Source organism: Roseobacter sp. FCG-D35 (assembly GCF_033436665.1).
GTDB lineage: Bacteria > Pseudomonadota > Alphaproteobacteria > Rhodobacterales > Rhodobacteraceae > JAWQFO01.
Genome location: NZ_JAWQFO010000008.1, coordinates 1 through 20,882, shown reverse-complemented (window position 1 = coordinate 20,882; position 20,882 = coordinate 1). Strand labels below are relative to the sequence as shown.

Below are 20,882 nucleotides of genomic sequence, written 5' to 3'. Positions count from 1 at the left end.
TTCTACCTCTCGAGGGTCAGAAACACGGTGCCGAGCGGCGGCAAGGTCAGCGAGGCCGAGGCCGGGAACCCGTGCATTGGCGCGTCCTCCGCCACGATCTGGTCGGGGTTGGACACGCCAGAGCCGCCATAGCGGCCATCGTCTGTGTTCAGGCGCTCGGTCCAGGTCCCACTTTCGGGCATGCCGACGCGGTAGTCGTGCTGGACGACAGGCGACATGTTGCAGACGACCACCACGGGCGCGTCGCCGTCCGCACCGAAGCGGGCGAAGGAAAATACGTTGTTGCGGCTGTCCCCGCCCTCGATCCACCGGAAACCCTCGGGCGCGCAATCGCGCGCATGCAGCGCCGCTTCGTCACGGTAGAGCCGGTTCAGGTCGCCGACGAGCCTTTGAATCCCTTCGTGCGCTCCGTCCTCCAGCAAGTGCCAGTCCAGCGAACGGTCGTGGTTCCACTCGCGCTCCTGCCCGAACTCGCCTCCCATGAACAGCAGCTTCTTGCCCGGATGCCCCCACATGAAGCCGTAGTAGGCACGCAGGTTCGCGAACTTCTGCCAGCGGTCCCCGGGCATCTTGTTCAACATCGAGCCCTTCCCGTGCACCACCTCGTCATGGCTGAGCGGCAGCACGAAATTTTCCGAAAAGGCGTAAACGAGGCCAAAGGTCATTCGGTCGTGGTGATACTGACGGTGCACCGGGTCCTGCGACATGTAGTCGAGCGTGTCGTGCATCCAGCCCATGTTCCATTTGAAGTCAAAACCGAGTCCGCCCTCGCCGGTCGGACGGCTGACCCCCGGCCAGGCGGTGCTTTCCTCGGCGATCATCTGGCTGCCCGGCACGTAATCGTGCACGACCACGTTGGTCTTTTTCAGAAACTCGATGGCATCGAGGTTTTCACGCCCGCCATAGCGGTTGGGAATCCATTCTCCGGCGGCGCGCGAGTAGTCGAGATAGAGCATCGAGGCCACCGCATCCACGCGCAGCGCATCGACGTGCAACTCCTTGAGCCAGTAGGTGGCCGAGGCGCGCAGGAAGTTGGCGACCTCGCGCCGGCCGAAGTTGTAGATCAGCGTGTTCCAATCCTGGTGGAATCCCATGCGCGGGTCGGCGTGTTCGTAAAGCGCCGTGCCGTCGAAATTGCCCAGCCCGTGCGCATCGGTCGGAAAATGCGCCGGCACCCAGTCCATGATGACACCGATCCCGGCCCCATGCAGCCGGTCGACCAGCCGGGCGAAGCCCGCCGGATCGCCGAAGCGCGAGGTGGGCGCGAAGAGGCCGATGGGCTGGTAGCCCCAGGATCCGGTAAAGGGATGTTCGCTGAGCGGCAAAAACTCGATATGGGTAAAGCCCATCTCGGTCGCGTACTCCGCAAGCTGCTCGGCCAGCGTGTCGTAGTCGAGCGGCGCGCCGTCCGCGCCGCGGCGCCAACTGCCCAGATGCACCTCGTAGATCGACACCGGCTTGTCGCGCAGGTCCGTGTCGCGCCGCGCCATCCACGCCGCATCAGTCCACTCGTACGGATCGGCCGCGGCGACGATCGAGGCCGTGCCGGGCGCCTGCTCGGCGGCGCGACCGACGGGATCCGATTTCAGCGGCTGCAGGTGACCATAGGCGCCGAGGATCTCGTACTTGTAGGCTTCGCCCGGACTGATGCCGGGGATGAAGATCTCCCAGACCCCGGTTGCGCCGCGGCTGCGCATCGCGTGCCGCCGCCCGTCCCAGGCGTTGAAATGCCCGACAACGCTGACCCGACGCGCGTTCGGCGCCCAGACGGCAAAGGCCGTGCCCTCGACACCTTCGTGGATCGTCGGATGCGCGCCGAGGCGGTTGTAAAGCTCCTCGTGATCGCCTGCGCCGATCAGGTATTCGTCCATCTCTCCCAGCACCGGACCGAACGCATAGGGATCCGCCAGCTCCCACCGATGGCCGGTCGCGTTTTCGAGCCGCAGCCTGTAGGCAAAATGCGACGACTTGTCGGCCATCACGCCATGAAAGAACCCTTGCGGGTCGATCCGCTCGAGCGCGCCGACGGCATCACCTTCGGGCGTGACGACGCGCACGGTCATGGCGTCGGGCGCAAAGACGTTCACGGCCACCTGTCCCGCGCTGTCGACATGCATGCCGAGGTGGCGGAACGGGTCGCCCTGTTCGCCGCGCAGGATTGCCGCGATGACGTCTTGCGGCGGGCAAAGGTCGGTTCGGGAAAGCGTTGGCGTGCCTGTCATGGTGTCGACGTCACTCCTTCGGCAAGGTTGAGAAGTCCGCGCAGCGGGATCTCGATCCAGTCCGGGCGCATCTTCGCCTCGTAACCGACCTCGTAGGCGGCTTTCTGGATCACGAAAAGATCGAGCAGCGCGCGTTCGAACTCCGGATCGGCGGGGTGGATCTCCGCATCGGCCATCGTTTCGCGGTAGGCCTCGAGAAAGGCGTCCTGGGTCGCGGCGCGCCAGGTCTCGACTCCATTGACGGTCGCCTCCGGGTCCGCGCCAAGCTCGATGCGGCGCCGGATCGTGGACCAGAGCGCGTAGTCGAAACTGCGCAGCATGCCGGCCACGTCGCGCAGAGGCGAAGTTCTGGCGCGGCGCGACGCGAGACTGCGCGCGGGCTCGCCTTCGAAGTCGATGATGCGCACGTCCGTCTGCACCACGAGGACCTGCCCTAGGTGATAGTCGCCGTGGATTCGCGTCAAGGCGCCCGAGGGCGTCATGTCCCGCACGCTTTCGATCCATGACTCCAAGGAACGGCGACGGTCCAGCAAGGCGCTCGCCAGCGCGGCGGCGGGGTCCGGCAGGCTCGACTGGCGTTTCTCGAGTTCGGCAAGAACCTCCCGCACATCTTCCGCAACCTGATCGGTGATCGTCCCAAGGTCATCGCCGGTCAGCGGTCGTGCGGCAAACGCGCCATCCTGGTCGCCCGAGGCGAGCGCGAGATGCATTTCTGCGGTGCGCCGCCCCAGCACCTCGCCAAGGTCGAGCGGGCCGGCGATAATCGCCTCCTGTTCGCTGTTCTCGCTGGCGTCCGCGACGGACGCGCGTTCCATCTCGCGGTCGAGCGCATCGATAACGTAGGCCCAGGCATCGCCTTGGTTGCGCACGAACTCACTGAGGCTGGCAAGCGTGGTCACGGTGCCGTCGTCCGCCACGAAATCCACCGTGCCGAGCAGCGCGGGTGTCGCTTCGAACGCAGTTTTCTCGGTCAGGAACCGAGAGATCTCGATGTCAGGCTGAACACCTTCGCGCAGACGGCGGTAGAGTTTGAGGATCACCGCGTCTCCGAACGCGATGGAGGCGTTGGACTGCTCGGCGGACAAGAGCTTCGGCGGTTCGTCGGCATCGGCGATCGCGTCCAGCCGGTCGCTGCGCGTGCAGACGATGCGGCCGCCCTCGGCCTCGATCTCGGCACCGTCTCGGATCACTTTGAGAAGCGTCTCGGGCAACAGCGCGCCGGACGCCCCGTCGATCATCGCGCCAACGTGGTTTGCCTGGCGCAGCTTGGCCAGCGTCGCCGGTGTACCCAGCGCGTCCTCGCTCCATTCCGCCGCGAGCGGCAGGAAGTAGCGCTGGGTCTCCGCGCCGGTCTCGACATCGACAAGCCCGAGCAACGCCTGACCCTCGGCAAGTTCGGCCAGCGGGCGGTAGTCGACGGACGCAATCTTGCTATCCTTGGCGGCGAACCAGCGTTGCAGCGGCAGGTAGTCCTTGAGCGACCCGTCGCGGAATTCCTTGGCCGAGCGATCCTGCAGCGCGGTCGAAAGCTTGCCATCGCGGGTCGTAAGGGTCAGGAAGTCGGGAAGCATCTGGCCGTGCGGAAGATGCCAGGACGGCGCGTCCTCGTCGTCGGCGAGCAGGAACCAGTAGAAGCCGTAAGCTGGCAGCGTCAGCAGGTATGGCAGATCGCCAATCGGCGGAAACGGCGACTGTCCGGTCAGTTCGACCGGCACTCGCCCGGAGAATTCCGACAGGTCGATCTCGGCGGCCTGCGCCTGCCGCGACACGTTGGCGACACAAAGCACCGTTTCGCCCTCGTGCTCGCGCAGGTAGGCGAGCACCTTGCGATTGCGCGGGTAGAGCAGCCGGATCGACCCACGCCCGAAGGCCGCGTGCCGCTGCCGCACACCGATCATCCGGCGCATCCAGTTCAGTTGCGAGGACGGCGCCGCGGCCTGCGCCTCGACGTTGACCGTGGCATAGCCGAAGACCGGGTCCTGGATCGTGGGCAGGTAAAGCTGTTGCGGGTTGGCCCGGCTGAACCCGCCGTTGCGGTCCGCCGACCACTGCATCGGGGTTCGCACGCCGTCGCGGTCACCGAGGTAGTAGTTGTCGCCCATCCCGATTTCGTCGCCATAGTAGACCACGGGGGTGCCCGGCATCGAGAAGAGCAGCGAGTTCAGCAGTTCGACCTTGCGCCGGTCGTTTTCCAGAAGCGGTGCGAGGCGGCGCCGGATGCCCATGTTGATCCGCGCCCGCTTGTCGCTGGCGTAGAAGTTCCAAAGGTAGTCACGCTCGCGATCGGTGACCATCTCCAGCGTCAGCTCGTCGTGGTTGCGCAGGAAAATCGCCCATTGGCAGTCTTCGGGGATCTCCGGGGTCTGCCGGATGATGTCGCTGATCGGATAGCGATCTTCCTGGGCGACAGCCATGTACATGCGCGGCATCAGAGGGAAATGAAAGCCCATGTGACACTCGTCGCCCTCGCCGAAATAGGGGCGCGTGTCCTCGGGCCACTGGTTCGCCTCGGCCAGCAGCATCCGGTCATCGTAGTGCTTGTCCAGATCGGCCCGGATCGCCTTCAGCACGTCATGGGTCTCGGGCAGATTTTCGTTATTCGTCCCGTCGCGCTCGATCAGGTAGGGGATCGCGTCGAGCCGCAGCCCGTCGACGCCCTTGTCGAGCCAGAAGTGCATCACGTCGAGCACCTGGCGCAGCACCTCGGGGTTGTCGAAGTTGAGATCCGGCTGGTGATCGAAGAAGCGGTGCCAGAAGAACTGCTCGGCCACCGGATCCCAGGACCAGTTGGAATCGTGCGTGTCGTTGAAGATCACGCGGGTCTTGTCCATCCATTTCTGCGGATCGTCCGACCAGACATAGAAATCGCGCTCTGGGCTGCCCTTCTGCGCGCGGCGCGCGCGCTGGAACCAGTCGTGCTGGTCGCTGGTGTGGTTGATCACAAGCTCAGTGATGACCTTGAGCCCGCGCCGGTGGGCCTCTTCGACGAAGCCCTCGAAATCCTCCATCGTGCCGTAGGACGGATTGATCGCCTTGTATTCGGCGATGTCATAGCCGTCGTCGCGCAGCGGAGACGGATAGAACGGCAGCAGCCAGATCGCCGTGGCGCCAAGCTCCTGTACGTGGTCGAGCCGGTTCATCAGCCCGGCGAAATCACCGATGCCGTCACCGCTGGCGTCCTGATAGGCCTTGACGTGGACCTGGTAGATGATCGCGTCCTTGTACCAGTCGGCCGCCGCCGCAGCCGGGTCGGGTGCGACGAGGGTCTTGTCTGCGACATTCATTGTGCGCCTCCCGGGGGAAAGAGTTTCCAGATGGCATAGGGCCGGTCCGCGGGATCGAGCGTGAGGTGATGGGTCTTGCCGAACCATGTGAACCGGTTGCCGTGGATCGCGTCCTCTACCTCGATCGCGCCCTCGTCGGGCAGGTCGAATTGCCAGAGCGGCAGTTCGAAGTCGAAGGACGCGCCGGCATGCGGGTCGATCAGAACGTGAAACAGCAGGTAGTTGCGGGCGGCCTCGTCGAAGCGACCATAGCAAAGCACCCGGTCGTCCCAGGCATTGAAGAACTGCAAGTTGGTGAAATCCTTCATCGCTGGATTGTCGCGTCGGAGCCTGTTGATCAACTTCACATCGGCCGTGATGTTCCCGGGCGCCGCGAAATCGCGGTGTTTCAACTCGTATTTCTCCGCGTTGAGGTATTCGTCCTTCGGCGGCAGCCACTCGGCCTCGCACAGCTCGTAGCCGGAATACATGCCCCAGTTTCCGACCAGCGACCCGGCCATGATCACGCGGGTACGAAACCCGGCGCGGCCGGAGTCGTGGTTGAAGTACGGATTGATGTCGGGTGTGTTGGTGAAGAAGTTCGGCCGCATGTAATGCCGGCATTCCTCGGTGCTGAGTTCCGTCAGGTATTCGGTCAACTCAGCCTTGGTATTGCGCCAGGTGTAGTAGGTATAGCTCTGGTTGAAGCCGATTTTGGCAAGCCGCTTCATCAGCTTGGGCCGGGTGAAAGCCTCGGACAGGAAGATCGCGCCGGGATGATCCTTTCTTACCTCCGCGATGATCCATTCCCAAAACGGGAACGGCTTGGTGTGTGGATTGTCGACGCGGAACACGGTGACCCCGTGACCGGCCCAGAACAGGAACAAGTCGCGGATCGCCTCCCAGAACGGCGCGTTGGGCGTGCCATCGTCGCGGTAGTAGCGGAAATTGACGATATCCTCGTATTTCTTCGGAGGATTCTCGGCGAACTTGATCGTGCCGTCGGGCCGGCGCTCGAACCAGTCGGGATGCTCTTCGATCCAGGGGTGATCGGGCGAGGCATTGAGCGCGATGTCGAGCGCGATCTCCAGGCCTTCCTTGCGCGCGGCGGACACGAGGGCGTCGAAATCCTTGAGCGTGCCGAGTTCGGGATGAACGGCATCCATGCCGCCCTCTGGCGAACCAATGGCATAGGGCGAGCCGACGTCGCCGGGCGCTGACGTCAGTGAATTGTTCTTGCCTTTCCGGTTCGTCGTCCCGATCGGATGGATCGGCGGAAAATAGAGGACATCGAAACCAAGATCGCGGACATATGGCAGATGGTCGATCACGTCGCGGAACGTGCCATGCTGCCCCTCTGCCCCCAACGACCGTGGAAACAGCTCGTACCAGGCGGAGAACGCGGCGCGTTCGCGATCGACCCAGACCGGGATGTCGCGTCCAAGCGGCGTGAGGTTTGCCCGTGGTCCGACGCGCGCCATCAGCGCCGAAGTGTCCGCGGACAGAAGCGTGTCGGCGTCCCCCGCCTTTGCAGCGCGCTTGAGCTTGGCGACGGCCGTTTTCGTGCCCTTGGCCGCGGTGACCCGGTCGAGAAGGTCCCGCGCTTCCATCAGCTCGACCGAGATGTCCTGGCCTGCCTCCTGCTTCTTCCGGGTGTCGCGAGACCATGTCGCCCACACGTCGCGCCAAGCGATCAGCGTGAAATGCGACGGGCCGTTTTCGGCAAACACGATCTCGGCGAACCACCGGTCGTTCGGCAGCGCCTCCATCGGCGTTTCTGAGCCGTCGGCCGCGACCACCGCCGCACCGAAAAGTTCGTGACCATCGCCGAAAATGTCGGCCTCGATGCGCATCGGCCAGCCGGCGACCGACTTGGCCGGGAAGGCTCCGTGGTCGATCTCGGGTGATATTCCCTCGATCACAAGGCGGGACTGGGCAAGGGTCTGCATGTCCGGGGTTTGTGTGCTGTGTCGTGCTGGCGCTGGCAAAGTGAGTTCCTCCAGAGCTTATTGGTTCCGTGCGCGTCCGGGCGCGGCTTGTCCGGACCAAGACCTATGTCATGTGCGCCGCATGTCACGTGCGAGGCTCTTGCAGGTGGCCGTTGCAGCGGTGTCGGCTGCGCGATCGCACAAGAACCGGGCAGGTGTGCGCGGGCGCGCAGATTTCGGTCTGGCGCCAGTATACAACGGAGACCTCGATCCTGATCGAGAACCGTGGGCGCTGTCCTTCGACGAAATCGCGGACGAGTTTAACTCGGAGAACCTGCGCCCCCTTGCCACGCTTTTGGATCCGAGTCTGCTGCCAAAGCCCGCCTTTGTCAGCGCTCTGTTTTGAGCCTCGCCCGGCATCCGGCAGAAGCGCCCATCAAAGGCGTTTTGCAGGTCGCAACGGTCCTGCCGGTGACGCGTACGCTTCGATACAAGGGACAAAGCGTCCGGTGCAGACCGATACGAAAGTGTCATGTGACGCTACATTGGCCACGGCGTTGGAACCCACTACAAGGGTCGCAATCTGATAGCGAGGGAGAGCACCATAGATGGTAACGCGCTTAATTCTGACATCGGCACTCGTCTTGTGGGGGGTCGCAGCTTCGGCCGACGACACTGCTGCGGCCTCGGGTGATGCCGACGTCGATCTGGCGGCCGCCGAGAAGATTTTCAGCAAGACCTGCCGGGCCTGCCACGGCAACAAGGCGCAAGGCGTGGCGAGCTATCCCAAGCTTTCGGACAAGGAGCCCGAGCAGATCGCCGAGAAATTGCGGATCTACCGCTCGGGCGAGAAGATCGGGCCGAATTCGGTGCTGATGATCCAGCACGCCAAGAAGCTGTCCGACGAGGATATCGAGGGCCTCGCGGTCTACGTCGCCACGGCATTCGACTGATGCGTTTTGCCGGGCCGCGGGCGGATATCCGCCTGACGCAGCGTCAATATTGCGTTGACCGAGAGTCAACCCAGACCTACGCTGCAGGCTCGGTTTTCCCGCTCCGCGAGAGTGGCTTCGACCGCTCCGGGGAAGATCGTTGACCAAAATCTGGGAGGATAAAATGGTTGGCTTCAGGACTTGTTCGGTTACTGCAACGCTCATGGCCGGGGCGGCGCTTGTCGCGACTCCGGCCTTGGCGCAAAGCGGCATGAACACCACCAGCCTTCAGCACGAAGTCGTGCTCGAAGGGCTGGAGAACCCGTGGGACATGGCGTTCCTCGACGACGGCACGATGCTGTTCACCGAGAAGTGCAAGGGACTGTCGGTGCGCCTGCCGGACGGCACGGTCAACGCGCTTTACGGCGTCGGCGAGACCGAAGGGTACAACTCGAACGGTTCGGACCTCTTTTGCGAGGGACAGGCGGGCATGATGGGCGTCGCCTTCGACCCGGAATTCGGAAACAACCGCCGCATCTATGTCTACTCGACCTCCAACATGTCGGATCCGCACACCAACCGGCTGATGCGCTTCACGCTGAGCGAGGATTTCACGGCCGTCGCGGATCGCACCGACATCGTCGACGACGTACCCTACAAGATGGCGGCCTCCGATCACCCGTTCGGCGGTCCCGGCGCGCATAACGGCGGCCGCGTCCGCTTTGACGCCGATGGCAACCTGTTCCTGACCACCGGCGACACCCACAACGGCGAGGTGCCGCAAAGCCCGACGATGATGGGCTCGAAGGTGCTGCGCATCGACACCGACGGCAATGCCCATGCCGAGAACAGCCCGCCCGAGGGCTTCGACCAGCGCACCTACACCTACGGTCACCGCAACGTGCAGGGCATCGCCTTCCACCCCGAGACCGGCGCGGCGATCACCGCCGAGCACGGACCTTGGCACTCGGACGAGATCACGATCCTCGAGAATGGCGGCAACGCCGGCTGGGATCCGCGCCCGAACATGGCCGGACGGGGCGACTGCCCGGACAACTACTGCGGCTACAGCCCGAACCAGGAAGACGGCATGAACCGCTACGAGCGCGCCGCCTTCATGCCGATGACCGACTTCGACACCTACCCAGACGCCATGCCGCCGATCTGGAACAACAACGGCTGGTCGCAGGGGACTTCGTCGGCGGCCTTCCTCGACGGCGAGGCATGGGGTGACTGGAACGGCGCGATGGTCGTCGGCATCATGGGCATCGGCTTCGGCGGTACGCCGATCGGCCAGCGCATCGACGTGATCCAGTTCAACGACGAGAACACCGACGTGCAGGACGTGACCGAGATGACCCTGCCGATGGAGTCCGGGCGTTTCCGGTCGCTGGTCATGGGGCCCGACGGCAGCCTCTACACGGCCATCGACGAGGGCATGATCCACAAGCTAACGCCCGGCAATTGAGTGTCGGCAGCCCCGCGCATCGCGCGGGGCTAGTCGCCGAAGACCAGCGCTTCGGGCAATTCAAAGCGCTGGTCGTCTACCCTGACGCGGTAAAGACCCTCGACGAGTTCCCATTCGATATCCGTACCGACGCCTGACATCGTCGCGTTGCCGCGCAAAAAGTCGCCATCTTCGAAGGTGAGCGTGCGCGCAAATCCGTTGGCGAAGGTGACGACCACCGCGGCGGATCTTTCATGGCGGGCGACGTCCGCGACACATATCCCGAGCGTCTGCCCCACTTCTTGTGCGCAACGCACCTCGCCCATCGCGTCAAACGCGCCAGCTTTCGCCTGCGCCATCGCTTCACCGGGATCGCCCGGCACCGCGCCGGGACAAGCCACGGCGACAAGGCAGGCAATCAATATCCGCGGTCGCATCGGCCTTCCTTTCCGGGTCGCTGCGCCAGTATCGACGCAGGTCAGGGTTCCGGCAAGACCGGCGCGCGGCCTGCGAAAGGCACGTTTTTCATCCAAGCTATTCGCCAATCACCAAGCGCCCGGCATCGCGAGAGCTGCGTCGTGACGTACATTGAACATCGGGAGACACTCAATGGATCACCTTAGCCAGATCGACTGGATCGAGGCCGTCGGCTGGGTGGCGTCGCTGCTCACCATCGCCACCTACTCGATGAGCACGATGCTGCCGCTGCGCATTCTCGCCATAGCCTCGTCGGTCTGCTTCGTGATCTACGCGTCGGTCCTGCAACTCTGGCCGCTGCTGGCGATGGAACTGCTGCTGTTGCCGATCAACCTCTACCGCTTCTGGCAGGTCGTGGCGCTGCGCGGCAAGCTGAGCAACGCGTCCGGCAACGCGCAGGCGGACTTTTCGGTGGTCCAAACCTACGGTCGGCGCCGCAAGCTCGCGTCCGGCGCGGTGGTCTTCGAGCGCGGCGATCCCGTCGACCGGCTCTACTACCTCGCCGAGGGGCGCGTTCGGATCGCGGAACTGGGGATCGACCTGTCTCCCGGTGACATCTTCGGCGAGATCGCGTTCTTCACCGATGCGGCGGCCCGCACGGCGACGGCACGCTGCCTGTCGGAGGCCGTGGTCTACAGTGTCGATGCCAAGCAGTTCATGCGCCTGCAGTTCGAGGATCCAAGCTTTGGGCTGGCGGTGATGCGCACGATCACCCGCCGCCTGACCGAGAACCTGAAGGGGGCGTCGGGCCGCTCCGTGGTCGATATGCAGGTCGCCGCCGCGCCCGCTTGAGGTCTTCTCAAGGACAGACCACCGTCCGAACGGGCGGCGGTCCGGCTCAAATCACCGGTTTGGCGACCTCAGGCCAGGTCGCCCGGAAGGATCGCGTCGGGAACGTTCTGGTAGCAGACCGGACGCAGGAAACGGCGGATCGACAGCGTGCCCACCGACGTCGCCCCGAAGTTCGTCGAAGCCGGGTACGGCCCGCCATGCACCATCGTGTCCGCGACCTCGACGCCTGTCGGAAAGCCGTTGACCAGAAGCCGGCCGGCCTTGCGTTCGAGGATCGGCAGCAATGTCCGCGCACGGTTGGTGTCGCCGTCATCCATGTGCAGCGTTGCCGTCAGCTGGCCTTCGAAGCCGCGGGCAAGCGTTTCCATCTCGTCCGCACCGGACACCCGCACGACAAGGCCGAGCGGTCCGAACACCTCTTCGCCCAGTGCGTGGTCCTGCAGGTAGGCGTCGGCGTCGGTCTCGTAGAGGTTCGGAGAGGCATGGCGGCCCTCGTCGTCGTTGGTCAGCACCGGCTTTACCGCGTTTCGGCCATCGAACCGGGTCTTGCCGTCCTTGTAGGCCGCGGCGATGCCATCGGTCAGCATGACCTGCGGATCGACCTTCGACAGCGCGTCCTTGGCGGCGGCAACGAAAGCGTCTCCGTCCGCACCCGTCTCGACCACGGCGATGCCGGGATTGGTGCAGAACTGCCCCGCTCCCATCGTCAGCGAACCGGCCCAGCCTTCGCCAATCTGCGCGCCGCGGGCCTTGGCCGCCGCGGGCAGCAGGAACATCGGGTTGACCGAGCCCAGCTCGCCGAAGAAGGGGATCGGCTCCGGACGCTGGGCGCACAGATCAAACAGCGCGCGCCCGCCGCCCAAAGACCCGGTGAAGCCCACCGCCTTGATCAGCGGATGCTGGACAAGCGACTGCCCGACATCGCGCTTGCCGCCCTGGATCAGCGAGAAGACCCCGGCGGGCATGTCGCATTTTCCGATCGCGGCGTGGATGGCCTCGGCGACGATCTCGCCGGTGCCGGGATGCGCAGAATGGCCCTTGACCACGACCGGGCAGCCCGCGGCCAGCGCCGCAGCCGTGTCGCCGCCGGCGGTCGAGAAGGCAAGCGGGAAGTTAGACGCTCCGAAGACCGCAACCGGCCCGATCGGGCGCTGCACCATCTTGATATCCGGGCGCGGCAGCGGCTGACGATCGGGCAGCGCCGCATCGTGGCGCCGGTCGAGGTAGTCGCCCTTGCGGATGTGCTCGGCGAACAGCCGCAGCTGACCGGTCGTGCGCCCGCGCTCGCCCTCGAGCCGCGCCTGCGGCAGGCCGGTCTCGGAGGTTCCGATGAAGGTGATCTGCGCGCCGCGTGCGTCGATCTCGTCGGCGATGGTCTCGAGGAACCTGGCGCGGTCCTCGCGGCTCGAATAGCCGTAGGACCAGAACGCCTCTTCCGCCGCCTTGCAGGCGCGGTCGACAAGGTCGGGCGTCCCGACCGAGTAGTCGAAGGCTTCGCCGCTGGCGGGTTCCGAGCGGAAGGTGGTTTCGCCTTCGACCCAGTCTCCGGCGATCAGGTGCCGTCCGTGCGGTTTGAAGGTATCGTCGAGCATGTCGTTCTCCGGTATCAGCGGTTGTTGGTCTTACGCCATTCGGCGAATTTGGTCAGGTTCTCTTCTCTAGTCGCAGGATACAAGCCAATGATCGAAGCGCCGGCCTGTACCTGCTCGAGCGCGAAATCCTCGTAGGCCGTCATCTCGACCGCCTCCTCGGCGATTTCTTCGGCCAGGTGCGCCGGGATCACGATCACGCTGTCGTCGTCACCCACGACGATGTCGCCGGGAAAGACCGGCGCGTCTCCGCAGCCGATCGGCACATTGATGTCGATGGCCTCGTTGATGGTCAGGTTCGTGGGCGAGGACGGGCGGTTGTGGTAGGCCGGCATGTCGAGCTTGGCGATGTTCATCGCGTCGCGAAAGCCGCCGTCGGTCACCACCCCGGCCGCGCCGCGCACCATCAGACGGGTGATCAGGATGTCGCCGGCGCTGGCGGCATAGGCAGACTTGCGGCTGTCCATCACCAGCACGTGGCCTTGCGGACATGTCTCGACCGCCTTGCGCTGCGGGTGATCGGGATTGCGGAATTCGGCCAGCTGGTTGCGGTCTTCGCGGGCCGGCATGTAGCGCAGGGTAAAGGCCGGTCCGACCATGTTGCGGCCCTTCTGCGCCAGCGGCCGGACATCCTGGATGGCCTGGTTGCGCAGACCGCGCTTGTAAAGCGCGGTCGCCAGCGTTGCGACGGAAACGGCTTCGAGCCGCGCCTTGGTCTCGGGCTTCAGCGGGTGGTCGGTCATTCGGTGGTGTCCTCAGGTCAGGCCGTTATCGGCAAGAAAGGCGTCCAGTCGGGCTTTCTGGTCTACGCTCAGCGGCCAGGCCGACGGGGGGCGCGTCGGACCGCAATCGAGGCCCAGCGCCTGAAGTGCTGCCTTGACGCCGGTAACGTTGGTGCCGTTCAACTCTTCTGCGCGGATGTCCTCGAAGGCCCGCATCCGCGAGATCAGGCGGTTCGCTGCGGCGTAGTCGCCTGCGTCCAGTGCCGCGTGGATGGCGACGGAATGCTCCGGCCAGACATTGATCAGGCCCGAGGTGAAGCCGCGCGCGCCGACGGCATAGAGCGGCGACGCCCAGACTTCGGCCAGCCCGCCGATCCAGACGATCGACGGATCGCAGGCACGGATCGCGGCAGCCAGCCTCAGCGGGTTGGGCGTGGCCCATTTCACGCCCTTGACGCCCGGAACGGCACACAGGTCGGCGATGGCCTGCGTTCCGATGGCGTCGTTGCGCAGATAGAGCAGGATCGGCAACCCGTCTGCCGCATCCGACACCGCTTTCACATAGTCGACCGTGCCGCGCGCCGAGACGAACGGATCGGGCGGCTGGTGGATCATCAATGCCGCCGCCCCGGCCTGCGCCGACGCCGCGGCCAGCCGGCAAGCGTCGCGGATGCCGCGCCCGACACCGGCGACCAGTGGCGCGCGCCCGTCGACCAGCTCGGCCACCGCGCCGACCATCGCACAGGCCTCGTCGGTCGTGAGGGTGTAGAACTCGCCCGTGTTGCCGTTGACCACAGGGACGTGCACCCCCGCGCCCAGCGCCCGGTCTATGATCGGCGCAAGCCGACCCGGCGCGATTTCGCCCGCAGCATCGTAGGGGGTCACCAGGATGCCAGAGATGCCTCTGAGGGCGGTATCGAGGTCATGCGCGATCGGCCGGTCTCCGGTTCTGGTGCGCCGCGACAGCCTTGCAGTCGGCGGATCGGGCATAATTCGCGCGCATAGAACCCCAGCGCGGCCAGAACCGCAACAGCATCAGACCGGATACCGTCCTGTCCTTGGAAGGCAGGGCGCAGGTTGCGCCGCTTGGTGGACACCGACCACGCGGCAGGGCCTCTCTCAGCGCCGAGCGCGATGTTTCAAAGCTGTCGGCGGATCGGCAGCGTGCGGTAAAGACCCATCCGAAACCTTCGCCAGCCCGAGGACGTAGGCTCGCGCCCGTAGCCAGTCCACGATCCATCTTCTCGCTTTTCAAGCCAGGCGATCTCGCCGGTCTCGGTCAGCACGAGACGGTAGGCCGCGTCGGGCAGGCCCGCCCGCCATTCTCGGATCGCTGCGCGCGTCACACGCGGCGCGTCAATGAGAATGCCCATCTCGGTGTTCAGGGCGACCGAGCGTGGATCCCAGTTGAACGACCCGATGAAGAAATGCCGCTCATCGACCGCGAAGGCCTTGCTGTGAAGCCCCGACAGGGACTGGCCAAGCTGAAGCAGGGTGCGGTCCGGGCGCTCCTTGTTGGGGCGCAATTCCCACAGCTCGACCCCGGCTTCGAGCAACGCCTTGCGGTATTTCGAGTAATGCGCGTGGACCGGCTCGACGTCATTGGAATCCATCGAGTTGGTCAGGATCGTCACCCGGATGCCGCGCCGCGCCAGCCCGGTCAGCAGGGCCGTGCCGCGCGGACCGGGCACGAAATAGGCCGAGGCGACGACAAGTTCGCTGTCGGCCGCCTGCAGCACCGGCAGCAGGTCGTCGGCGAGCACCGAGGCCTCCGAGCGCCCCGCCTTGTCGGGCGGGTCCGATTCGACCTGGGCAGGCACCCAGTCGAGTTGCAGCCGCGCCGATTGCAGCTGGGCGCGGATCTCGTGATCGAGCGCCGACCCGTATTCGGTGAGCTTGGCAGCTTCATAGAGCGCCTGCATCCGGGCGCGTGCATCTTCGGTCGAAAGCGCCGGCATCGGCCCGATCAGGACGTCCGCGGGGATCGCGTAGGGGCTGTTCCAGTAGTCGTCGAAGACCGCCGACACGTCCCGCACAACCGGCCCGGCGGCAAGCAGATCGAGATCGTCGTAATTGCTGTCCTCGCGCGCGGCGAAGTATTCGTCGCCGATGTTGCGACCCCCGACGAGCGTGACCTGATTGTCGAAGGTCATCGACTTGTTGTGCATCCTGCGGTTGATGCGACCGAACTCCAGAAGGCCGCCCAGCACCCGCCCGATGTCCCTGCGAAAGGGATTGAAGAGCCGGATCTCGATATTCGGGTGACGGGTCAAAGCGGCCGTCATCGGGTCATACTCGGCAGTGTACATATCATCGAGCAGCAGCCGCACCCGGACGCCGCGATCGGCCGCGCGGAGCAGTTCGCCGGCGAAGAGATGGCCGGTCGTGTCGTTGTGCAGGATGTAGTATTGCGCGTCGATGCTGCGCTCGGCGCGTTCCGACAGCAACAGGCGCAGTGCCAGCGCTTCCGGACCACTGGCCACGAGGCGGACACCCGAGGTGCCGTTGCCCGGATCACCCAGGGCACGGGCGCGGCTTGCGAGAAAGGTATCGCCGGTATCGGAGAACGCGGCGGACCGCGGTTTGGCGACCTCTACGACCTTGGGGGCGCAGGCCGACAGCGCCAGCATCAGACCGATTGCCACCACGCGGTGCAGCGCCATTTGGATCATGTCGTCGTTCCTCGGTAGTGCCGGCTGCATAGTGTCAGCGCATGGGCGTCGGATCAAATCCCGACCAGGGGTCAGTCACCCATCACGCGGGCCGCGAGCGGCAGTTCTGCAACGCTTGCCTGGGGCCGAGGCGCGCTGGTTAAGACAAACGTCGATTCGGCATCCGGTCATTCTGCCGGACCGATGGATGCTTGCACCACGGGTCCCGGTTGCGCGCGGACGGCATTTTCGCGCCAAAATGGGCGACCGGTGCAGTTTCGCCCGGAGTGCGTGCAACCAACAAACGCCTAAAAATTTTGTCAAAACGCCTTCGTGCGTTACTATCCTTATAGTGGTGCTGGCGACAGTGACCGGCTCCCGAACCCGAGGCAGATGCAGGAGGAAGCGCAACGGCGCAGCGAATTTAGTGATTTCTCGTGCCCGATTTTGGCACGTTCAGTGACGGAGTAAAATTTATGCATGCTTTTCATACCCTTTCGCGCCAGGCACAGGTCTGCCTGAATTGGCTCAGCATTTTTCTCATTTCTCTCGGAGCGGCGGCCGGCCTGGCCTGGACGGCGCTGTCGGCTTTCGGACTTCTGCCGTGGCTCAACCTCGACATCGCGATCGGCGCCATTCCCGCCGCGCAGGCCGGCATGGTCGTCCAAATCGGTCTCACGGCGCTGATGGTGATGATGGCGTCGGCGCTTCCCGCCAGCACACGCGTGCTGACGCTGGAGAACTCGCACCGGCGCTTTCACATGCAGATGGAAGACGTCGCCCGGGCCTACTACACGGCCCATGCCGCCGATCGGCAGGGGGCCTTCCAACTCGCCTCCGAGTTTGACGCGGTGCGCGAGCGCATCGTGCATCTGCGTGACCATCCCGAACTGCAGGGGCTGGAACCCTCGATCCTCGAGATCGCGGCACAGATGAGCCATCTGTCGCGAGACCTCGCCGACACCTACTCGGACGAGAACGTGGCGCGGGCGCGCACTTTCCTGCAGCAGCGCCAGGAAGAGGTCGACCTGTTCCGCCAGCGGATCGACCACGCCAAGGGTGTCCTGATGGAGCTCAAGGGCTGGACGCAGAAGGTGGAACTGGATGAGGCGGTCGCCGGGTCGCAGCTTGACACGTTGCGCGCGGAACTGGCCGAGATCCTGCCGGAACTCGGTGAGATCAATCCCGATCCCACGCCAGAACCGCCTCGGCATCTCGGCATCGTTCGCCACGCGGCCGAGTAGGGTCCAACGCACCATTGTCCGCCATCGCCCTGAGGGGCCGGTGACGGCCGCGAAGCGCTTCGACCGGTCAAAAAAGGTCATCGACCCGGTTCACATGTTTGTGCAACCGCTGTTCGCGCCATCGTGCGCACATAGGTTGGCTGGGTAAGACTGATGAGGCCGATGATCTTCGCGTGCTGCGCGCGGGTTTGAAGGCTACGGACCATCCTTTTCTGAGCAACGGGAGAACCCGGATGACCCAGACCATCATAACCCGACGCACCGCGCTGATCACGGGGGCCGCCGCCGCGGCCTGTGCAGCCGCTCTGCCTGTTCCCGCCCGCGCGCAGGGCGTGGCACCGACCCCGACGATGCGGGGCGGCGCGAACAATTACCTGCCGGGCGCGCCCATCGTCGAGCGGATTGGTGGCGGCGGCTTTTTGATGACCGGCACCGTGCGCCGCGCCGGAGACGGCGCCCCGCTGTCCGGCGCACGCATCCAGATCTGGGCGCATACGACCGAGGGTCACGAACGCGATCCTCACAGTCACGGTGCGACCCTGACGGACGCGACCGGTGCTTTCCGGCTCGAGATGCCGCAAATCGTCCCGGCCTTCGGACAGCCGCACGGCCACCTCGCCTATGACAGCGGTGGGTACAAGACCGTGTTCCTTCGCCCCGTGATGTCCAGCGCCCGCGACAAGACCCTCGCCGCGCATTTCGTCCTGGAACCTGTCTGACCGGAATGCAATCGCCGCGCCCGGTCATTGTCTGGTCCGCGCTCGCGCTTATCGCCGGCACGGCGATTATCGTTGCGGCTACAAGTCCCCTGCTTGCCTGGCGCGGCCCTGTCTATGTTCTCGCGGGACTGGCGGGCGTCATCGCCATGGTGCTTGTACTGATCCAGCCGCTTCTGGCCGGCGGCTACCTGCCCGGCCTTCCGGCGCGGCGCGGACGCCAGGTGCATGCCGTTGTCGGCATGGGCCTCCTGACCGCCGTTGTTATCCACGTGGCGGGCCTGTGGATCACCAGCCCTCCGGACGTTGTCGATGCGCTGCTGTTCGTCTCTCCGACGCCGTTCTCGGCCTGGGGCGTTGTGGCGATGTGGGCACTCTTTGCCGCTGCCGTCTGCGCTGCTTTGTACAGACGACGACGGATCGGCCCGCGCGTCTGGCGACTGGCGCATACCGCACTGGTGAGCGTCGTTGTACTGGGCAGCATCGTTCACGCGCTGCTCATCGAAGGAACGATGGGGCAAGCGTCGAAGATCGTGCTGTGCCTGGCGGTCGCAGCGGCTTTGGCCAAGGTCGTGTTCGACCTGCGCACCTGGCGGCTGGTGGTTCGCCGCGGACCGAGTCCCGGCACAAGTGAGCGCACCCGGTCGAGCTGAACGCCGGCAGCTGAGACGGCGCTAGATGCCCGCTGCGGAAACGCGCGGTTCGACTTCAGCCCCGAACCTTCAGCTTGGCGGCGAAGCTGTGGCGCTGTCCGCGCGGCGCACTCTCCGGCTGCGTGATCACGTCGACCGTACGGATCGCCAGCTCGTCCACCGGAACCTCGATCGTGGTCAACCCGCCCCTGATCCACGAGTAGAATTCCGGGTCGCCATACCCGACGAAGGCCAGCCGCGAGCCGAGCGCCTCGCGCTGCATGGCGGCCTTGAGCGCCCCGTTGGAGATCTCGAACCCGCCGCAGAGCACCGCGCTGGCGTCGGTGTGATCGATAAGGCGGCACGTCAGCCGGTCGCCCATGGCGATCGAGGGCGGTTCGAGCAAGGTCAGAACCGGATCCGGGTCGAGGCCCGCGTCTCGCATGCCCGCGCGGTAGGCGGCCAGACGCTGCCGCCCCGAGGACAGCGTTTCGGGCGCCCCGAGATAGGCGATACGGCGATGACCCTGCCGGTGCAGATGCAAAACCGCATCGCGAAGGGCACGCGCATCGTCGACAAGAACCGAAGCGGCGGGGTCCGCCCCCGGGCGGTCGCGGATCAATTGCACCGTGTCGAGTCCGCTCTCCGGCGCGGTGGGAAGCGTGCCTGGCAATGGCGTCGGGACGCTCACCACGGTCCTGGCCTGGACCTCGCGCAGCCGCAGCGTCGCCAGCCGCTCGGCCTCGTAGTCGTCCTTGGTCAAATGAATGATCAGCTGCAGGCCATGCGCTTCGCAGGTCTCGGCAAGGGTATTGGCGAAACGGGCATAGAAATCGTTTGTTATGTTCGGGATCAGCAGGCCCACGATCGAGCTTGGGTCGCCCCGCATCGCGCTTGCGGCAGCACTGCGCACGTATCCCAGTTCCTCGGCGCGTCGCACAACTGCGTCGCGGGTCGATTGCTGGACGTTGGGATGCCCGGAAAGCGCCCGCGACACCGTCATGTGCGAGATGCCCAAATCCTCGGCGATAGACTTGATCGTGACGCGTCTCGACATCTACTTTCCTTGCCGAAGGATGATTACCGCAGACGTTTCGTGCTGTCTTGACATTTTACGAGCGATAGCATCTATGTTCACGTGAACAATTGCATGAAAGACGATGTATGGCCAGCGATATCGACAGCCGGTGCCGGGCGCTTGTCGCGGACCTCGGGTTGGGGCGTCCCGGGGACGTCCGCGGTGTCGAGCCGCTGACCGGCGGCGTTGCCTCGGACATCGCGCGGTTCGAGATGAATGGCCGAAACTACTGCGCGAAATTCGCCCTTCCGAAGCTGAAGGTCGAGAAGGATTGGCATGTGCCGGTTCACCGAAGCGCCGCGGAGTATGCCTGGCTGCAATTCGCGGCACAAGTCAGTCCCGAGTCCGCCGTTCGGCTTTTCGGACGTTCGGAAGAGGCCCACGGCTTCATCATGGAGTTCATCACGGGTCCCGAGGTCTACCTCTGGAAAGCCGCGCTGCTGGAAGAGGCGCCGGACCGCGATGAGGCACGGCAGGTCGGCGACCTGCTCGGCATCCTCCATGCGGCGTCAGACTGTCCGGAGTTCGACACGCGGGCGTTTCGCAACCGCGACGATTTCCGCGCCATTCGGATCGAACCCTATCTGACCTTCACGGCCTCTGTTCACCCCGATCTCGCCGAACCGCTGACCTCGCTGGCCGACACGCTCTACGAGGCGGACGAGGTGCTGGTGCATGGCGACGTGAGCCCCAAGAACATTCTGTTCCGCGCGGCGGGGCCTGTATTTTTGGACTCGGAATGCGCCACGATGGGCGACCGCAGCTTCGACCCGGCCTACTGCCTCAACCACCTGTTGCTGAAAGCCGTGCACCGGCCCGGATCGCGCGGGCGCCTGCTGAACTCGGTTCTTGTGTTCCGTGACGCCTACATGGCGCATGTCGATGCCGGAGCCCGCGGCGCACTGGAGACGCGCATCACACGGCTGCTGCCCGCCTTGATGCTGGCCCGCGTCGACGGAAAATCCCCGGTGGAGTACCTGTCGGAGGTGAACCGCGCCCGCGTGCGCATCATGGCCATCGACCTGATCCGCCGACCCGAGAGCCGGCTCGACCAGCTTGTCACCAGGATCCGGGACGGTCTCGCCGAGACGTCCGAAAAGGACTGACGCGCCGCCCTGCCCTAGGCTCTGGACCCATTGATTTGGTTGCAGTCGGTGCATCGGGCTGATTCAAGCTCCTGAACATCAGG

Annotated in this window: 17 protein-coding genes; 8 read left to right on the top strand and 9 right to left on the bottom strand. The window is 65.0% G+C overall.

Annotated features, from left to right (window positions below; genetic code table 11):
• Positions 1 to 2: 2 nt before the first annotated feature.
• The 3 genes from glgB to R5H30_RS17260 are packed head-to-tail and all read right to left on the bottom strand — an operon-like array spanning position 3 to position 7,434.
• Positions 3 to 2,222 carry a 1,4-alpha-glucan branching protein GlgB gene (glgB, locus tag R5H30_RS17270; RefSeq protein WP_318329818.1) on the bottom strand — a complete coding sequence of 740 codons (2,220 nt, stop codon included), beginning with the start codon at positions 2,220 to 2,222 and terminating at the stop codon, positions 3 to 5.
• Positions 2,219 to 5,506, bottom strand: a complete 3,288-nt coding sequence (gene treS, locus R5H30_RS17265; RefSeq protein ID WP_318329816.1) for a maltose alpha-D-glucosyltransferase — start codon at positions 5,504 to 5,506, stop codon at positions 2,219 to 2,221. The genes glgB and treS overlap by 4 nt, the downstream gene beginning before the upstream one ends.
• Positions 5,503 to 7,434: an alpha-1,4-glucan--maltose-1-phosphate maltosyltransferase gene (locus tag R5H30_RS17260; protein WP_318329815.1), complete on the bottom strand. Its 1,932-nt coding sequence runs from the start codon at positions 7,432 to 7,434 to the stop codon at positions 5,503 to 5,505. Before R5H30_RS17260 ends, treS begins: the two co-directional genes overlap by 4 nt.
• 121 nt (positions 7,435 to 7,555) lie before the next feature.
• On the opposite strand from R5H30_RS17260, the gene R5H30_RS17255 reads away from it, so the two are divergent.
• The 3 genes from R5H30_RS17255 to R5H30_RS17245 all read left to right on the top strand — a co-directional run bounded on the left by R5H30_RS17255 (position 7,556) and on the right by R5H30_RS17245 (position 9,813).
• The gene (locus R5H30_RS17255; RefSeq protein WP_318329814.1) at positions 7,556 to 7,819 is read left to right on the top strand and encodes a hypothetical protein; all 264 of its coding nucleotides are present in this window, start codon (positions 7,556 to 7,558) and stop codon (positions 7,817 to 7,819) included.
• Between the two features lie 202 nt (positions 7,820 to 8,021).
• Positions 8,022 to 8,366, top strand: a complete 345-nt coding sequence (locus tag R5H30_RS17250; RefSeq protein WP_318329813.1) for a c-type cytochrome — start codon at positions 8,022 to 8,024, stop codon at positions 8,364 to 8,366.
• A gap of 250 nt (positions 8,367 to 8,616) precedes the next feature.
• Entirely contained in the window at positions 8,617 to 9,813 is a 1,197-nt protein-coding gene (locus R5H30_RS17245) for a PQQ-dependent sugar dehydrogenase (RefSeq protein ID WP_318329811.1), read from the top strand.
• Between the two features lie 29 nt (positions 9,814 to 9,842).
• On the opposite strand, the gene R5H30_RS17240 is transcribed toward R5H30_RS17245, so the two are convergent.
• On the bottom strand, positions 9,843 to 10,175 hold the full coding sequence (locus R5H30_RS17240) for a hypothetical protein (RefSeq protein WP_318329810.1): 333 nt from the start codon (positions 10,173 to 10,175) through the stop codon (positions 9,843 to 9,845).
• 226 nt (positions 10,176 to 10,401) lie between these two features.
• Here R5H30_RS17240 and R5H30_RS17235 point away from each other — a divergent pair, with 226 nt between their 5' ends.
• A complete protein-coding gene (locus tag R5H30_RS17235; protein ID WP_318329809.1) occupies positions 10,402 to 11,061 on the top strand; it encodes a Crp/Fnr family transcriptional regulator in 660 nt (219 codons plus the stop codon).
• Positions 11,062 to 11,129: 68 nt separating this feature from the next.
• On the opposite strand, the gene R5H30_RS17230 is transcribed toward R5H30_RS17235, so the two are convergent.
• The 4 genes from R5H30_RS17230 to R5H30_RS17215 all read right to left on the bottom strand — a co-directional run bounded on the left by R5H30_RS17230 (position 11,130) and on the right by R5H30_RS17215 (position 16,044).
• Complete coding sequence (locus tag R5H30_RS17230) at positions 11,130 to 12,653, bottom strand: aldehyde dehydrogenase (NADP(+)) (protein ID WP_318329808.1); 1,524 nt, start codon at positions 12,651 to 12,653, stop codon at positions 11,130 to 11,132.
• A gap of 14 nt (positions 12,654 to 12,667) precedes the next feature.
• Positions 12,668 to 13,393 carry a ribonuclease activity regulator RraA gene (locus R5H30_RS17225; RefSeq protein WP_318329807.1) on the bottom strand — a complete coding sequence of 242 codons (726 nt, stop codon included), beginning with the start codon at positions 13,391 to 13,393 and terminating at the stop codon, positions 12,668 to 12,670.
• A gap of 12 nt (positions 13,394 to 13,405) precedes the next feature.
• The gene (locus R5H30_RS17220; RefSeq protein ID WP_318329806.1) at positions 13,406 to 14,362 is read right to left on the bottom strand and encodes a dihydrodipicolinate synthase family protein; all 957 of its coding nucleotides are present in this window, start codon (positions 14,360 to 14,362) and stop codon (positions 13,406 to 13,408) included.
• A 149-nt stretch (positions 14,363 to 14,511) separates the two neighbouring features.
• Positions 14,512 to 16,044: a phospholipase D family protein gene (locus tag R5H30_RS17215; RefSeq protein ID WP_318329805.1), complete on the bottom strand. Its 1,533-nt coding sequence runs from the start codon at positions 16,042 to 16,044 to the stop codon at positions 14,512 to 14,514.
• 455 nt (positions 16,045 to 16,499) lie between these two features.
• Here R5H30_RS17215 and R5H30_RS17210 point away from each other — a divergent pair, with 455 nt between their 5' ends.
• The 3 genes from R5H30_RS17210 to R5H30_RS17200 all read left to right on the top strand — a co-directional run bounded on the left by R5H30_RS17210 (position 16,500) and on the right by R5H30_RS17200 (position 18,636).
• Positions 16,500 to 17,267: a DNA repair protein gene (locus R5H30_RS17210; protein WP_318329804.1), complete on the top strand. Its 768-nt coding sequence runs from the start codon at positions 16,500 to 16,502 to the stop codon at positions 17,265 to 17,267.
• A 233-nt stretch (positions 17,268 to 17,500) separates the two neighbouring features.
• Positions 17,501 to 17,986, top strand: coding sequence for a peptidase associated/transthyretin-like domain-containing protein (locus tag R5H30_RS17205; RefSeq protein WP_318329803.1), 486 nt, complete (start codon positions 17,501 to 17,503; stop codon positions 17,984 to 17,986).
• A 5-nt stretch (positions 17,987 to 17,991) separates the two neighbouring features.
• The gene (locus R5H30_RS17200) at positions 17,992 to 18,636 is read left to right on the top strand and encodes a ferric reductase-like transmembrane domain-containing protein (RefSeq protein WP_318329802.1); all 645 of its coding nucleotides are present in this window, start codon (positions 17,992 to 17,994) and stop codon (positions 18,634 to 18,636) included.
• A 55-nt stretch (positions 18,637 to 18,691) separates the two neighbouring features.
• On the opposite strand, the gene R5H30_RS17195 is transcribed toward R5H30_RS17200, so the two are convergent.
• Complete coding sequence (locus R5H30_RS17195; protein ID WP_318329801.1) at positions 18,692 to 19,672, bottom strand: LacI family DNA-binding transcriptional regulator; 981 nt, start codon at positions 19,670 to 19,672, stop codon at positions 18,692 to 18,694.
• A gap of 107 nt (positions 19,673 to 19,779) precedes the next feature.
• Between R5H30_RS17195 and R5H30_RS17190 the strand changes: the two genes are divergently transcribed.
• Entirely contained in the window at positions 19,780 to 20,799 is a 1,020-nt protein-coding gene (locus tag R5H30_RS17190) for a phosphotransferase family protein (RefSeq protein ID WP_318329800.1), read from the top strand.
• Positions 20,800 to 20,882 lie beyond the last annotated feature (83 nt).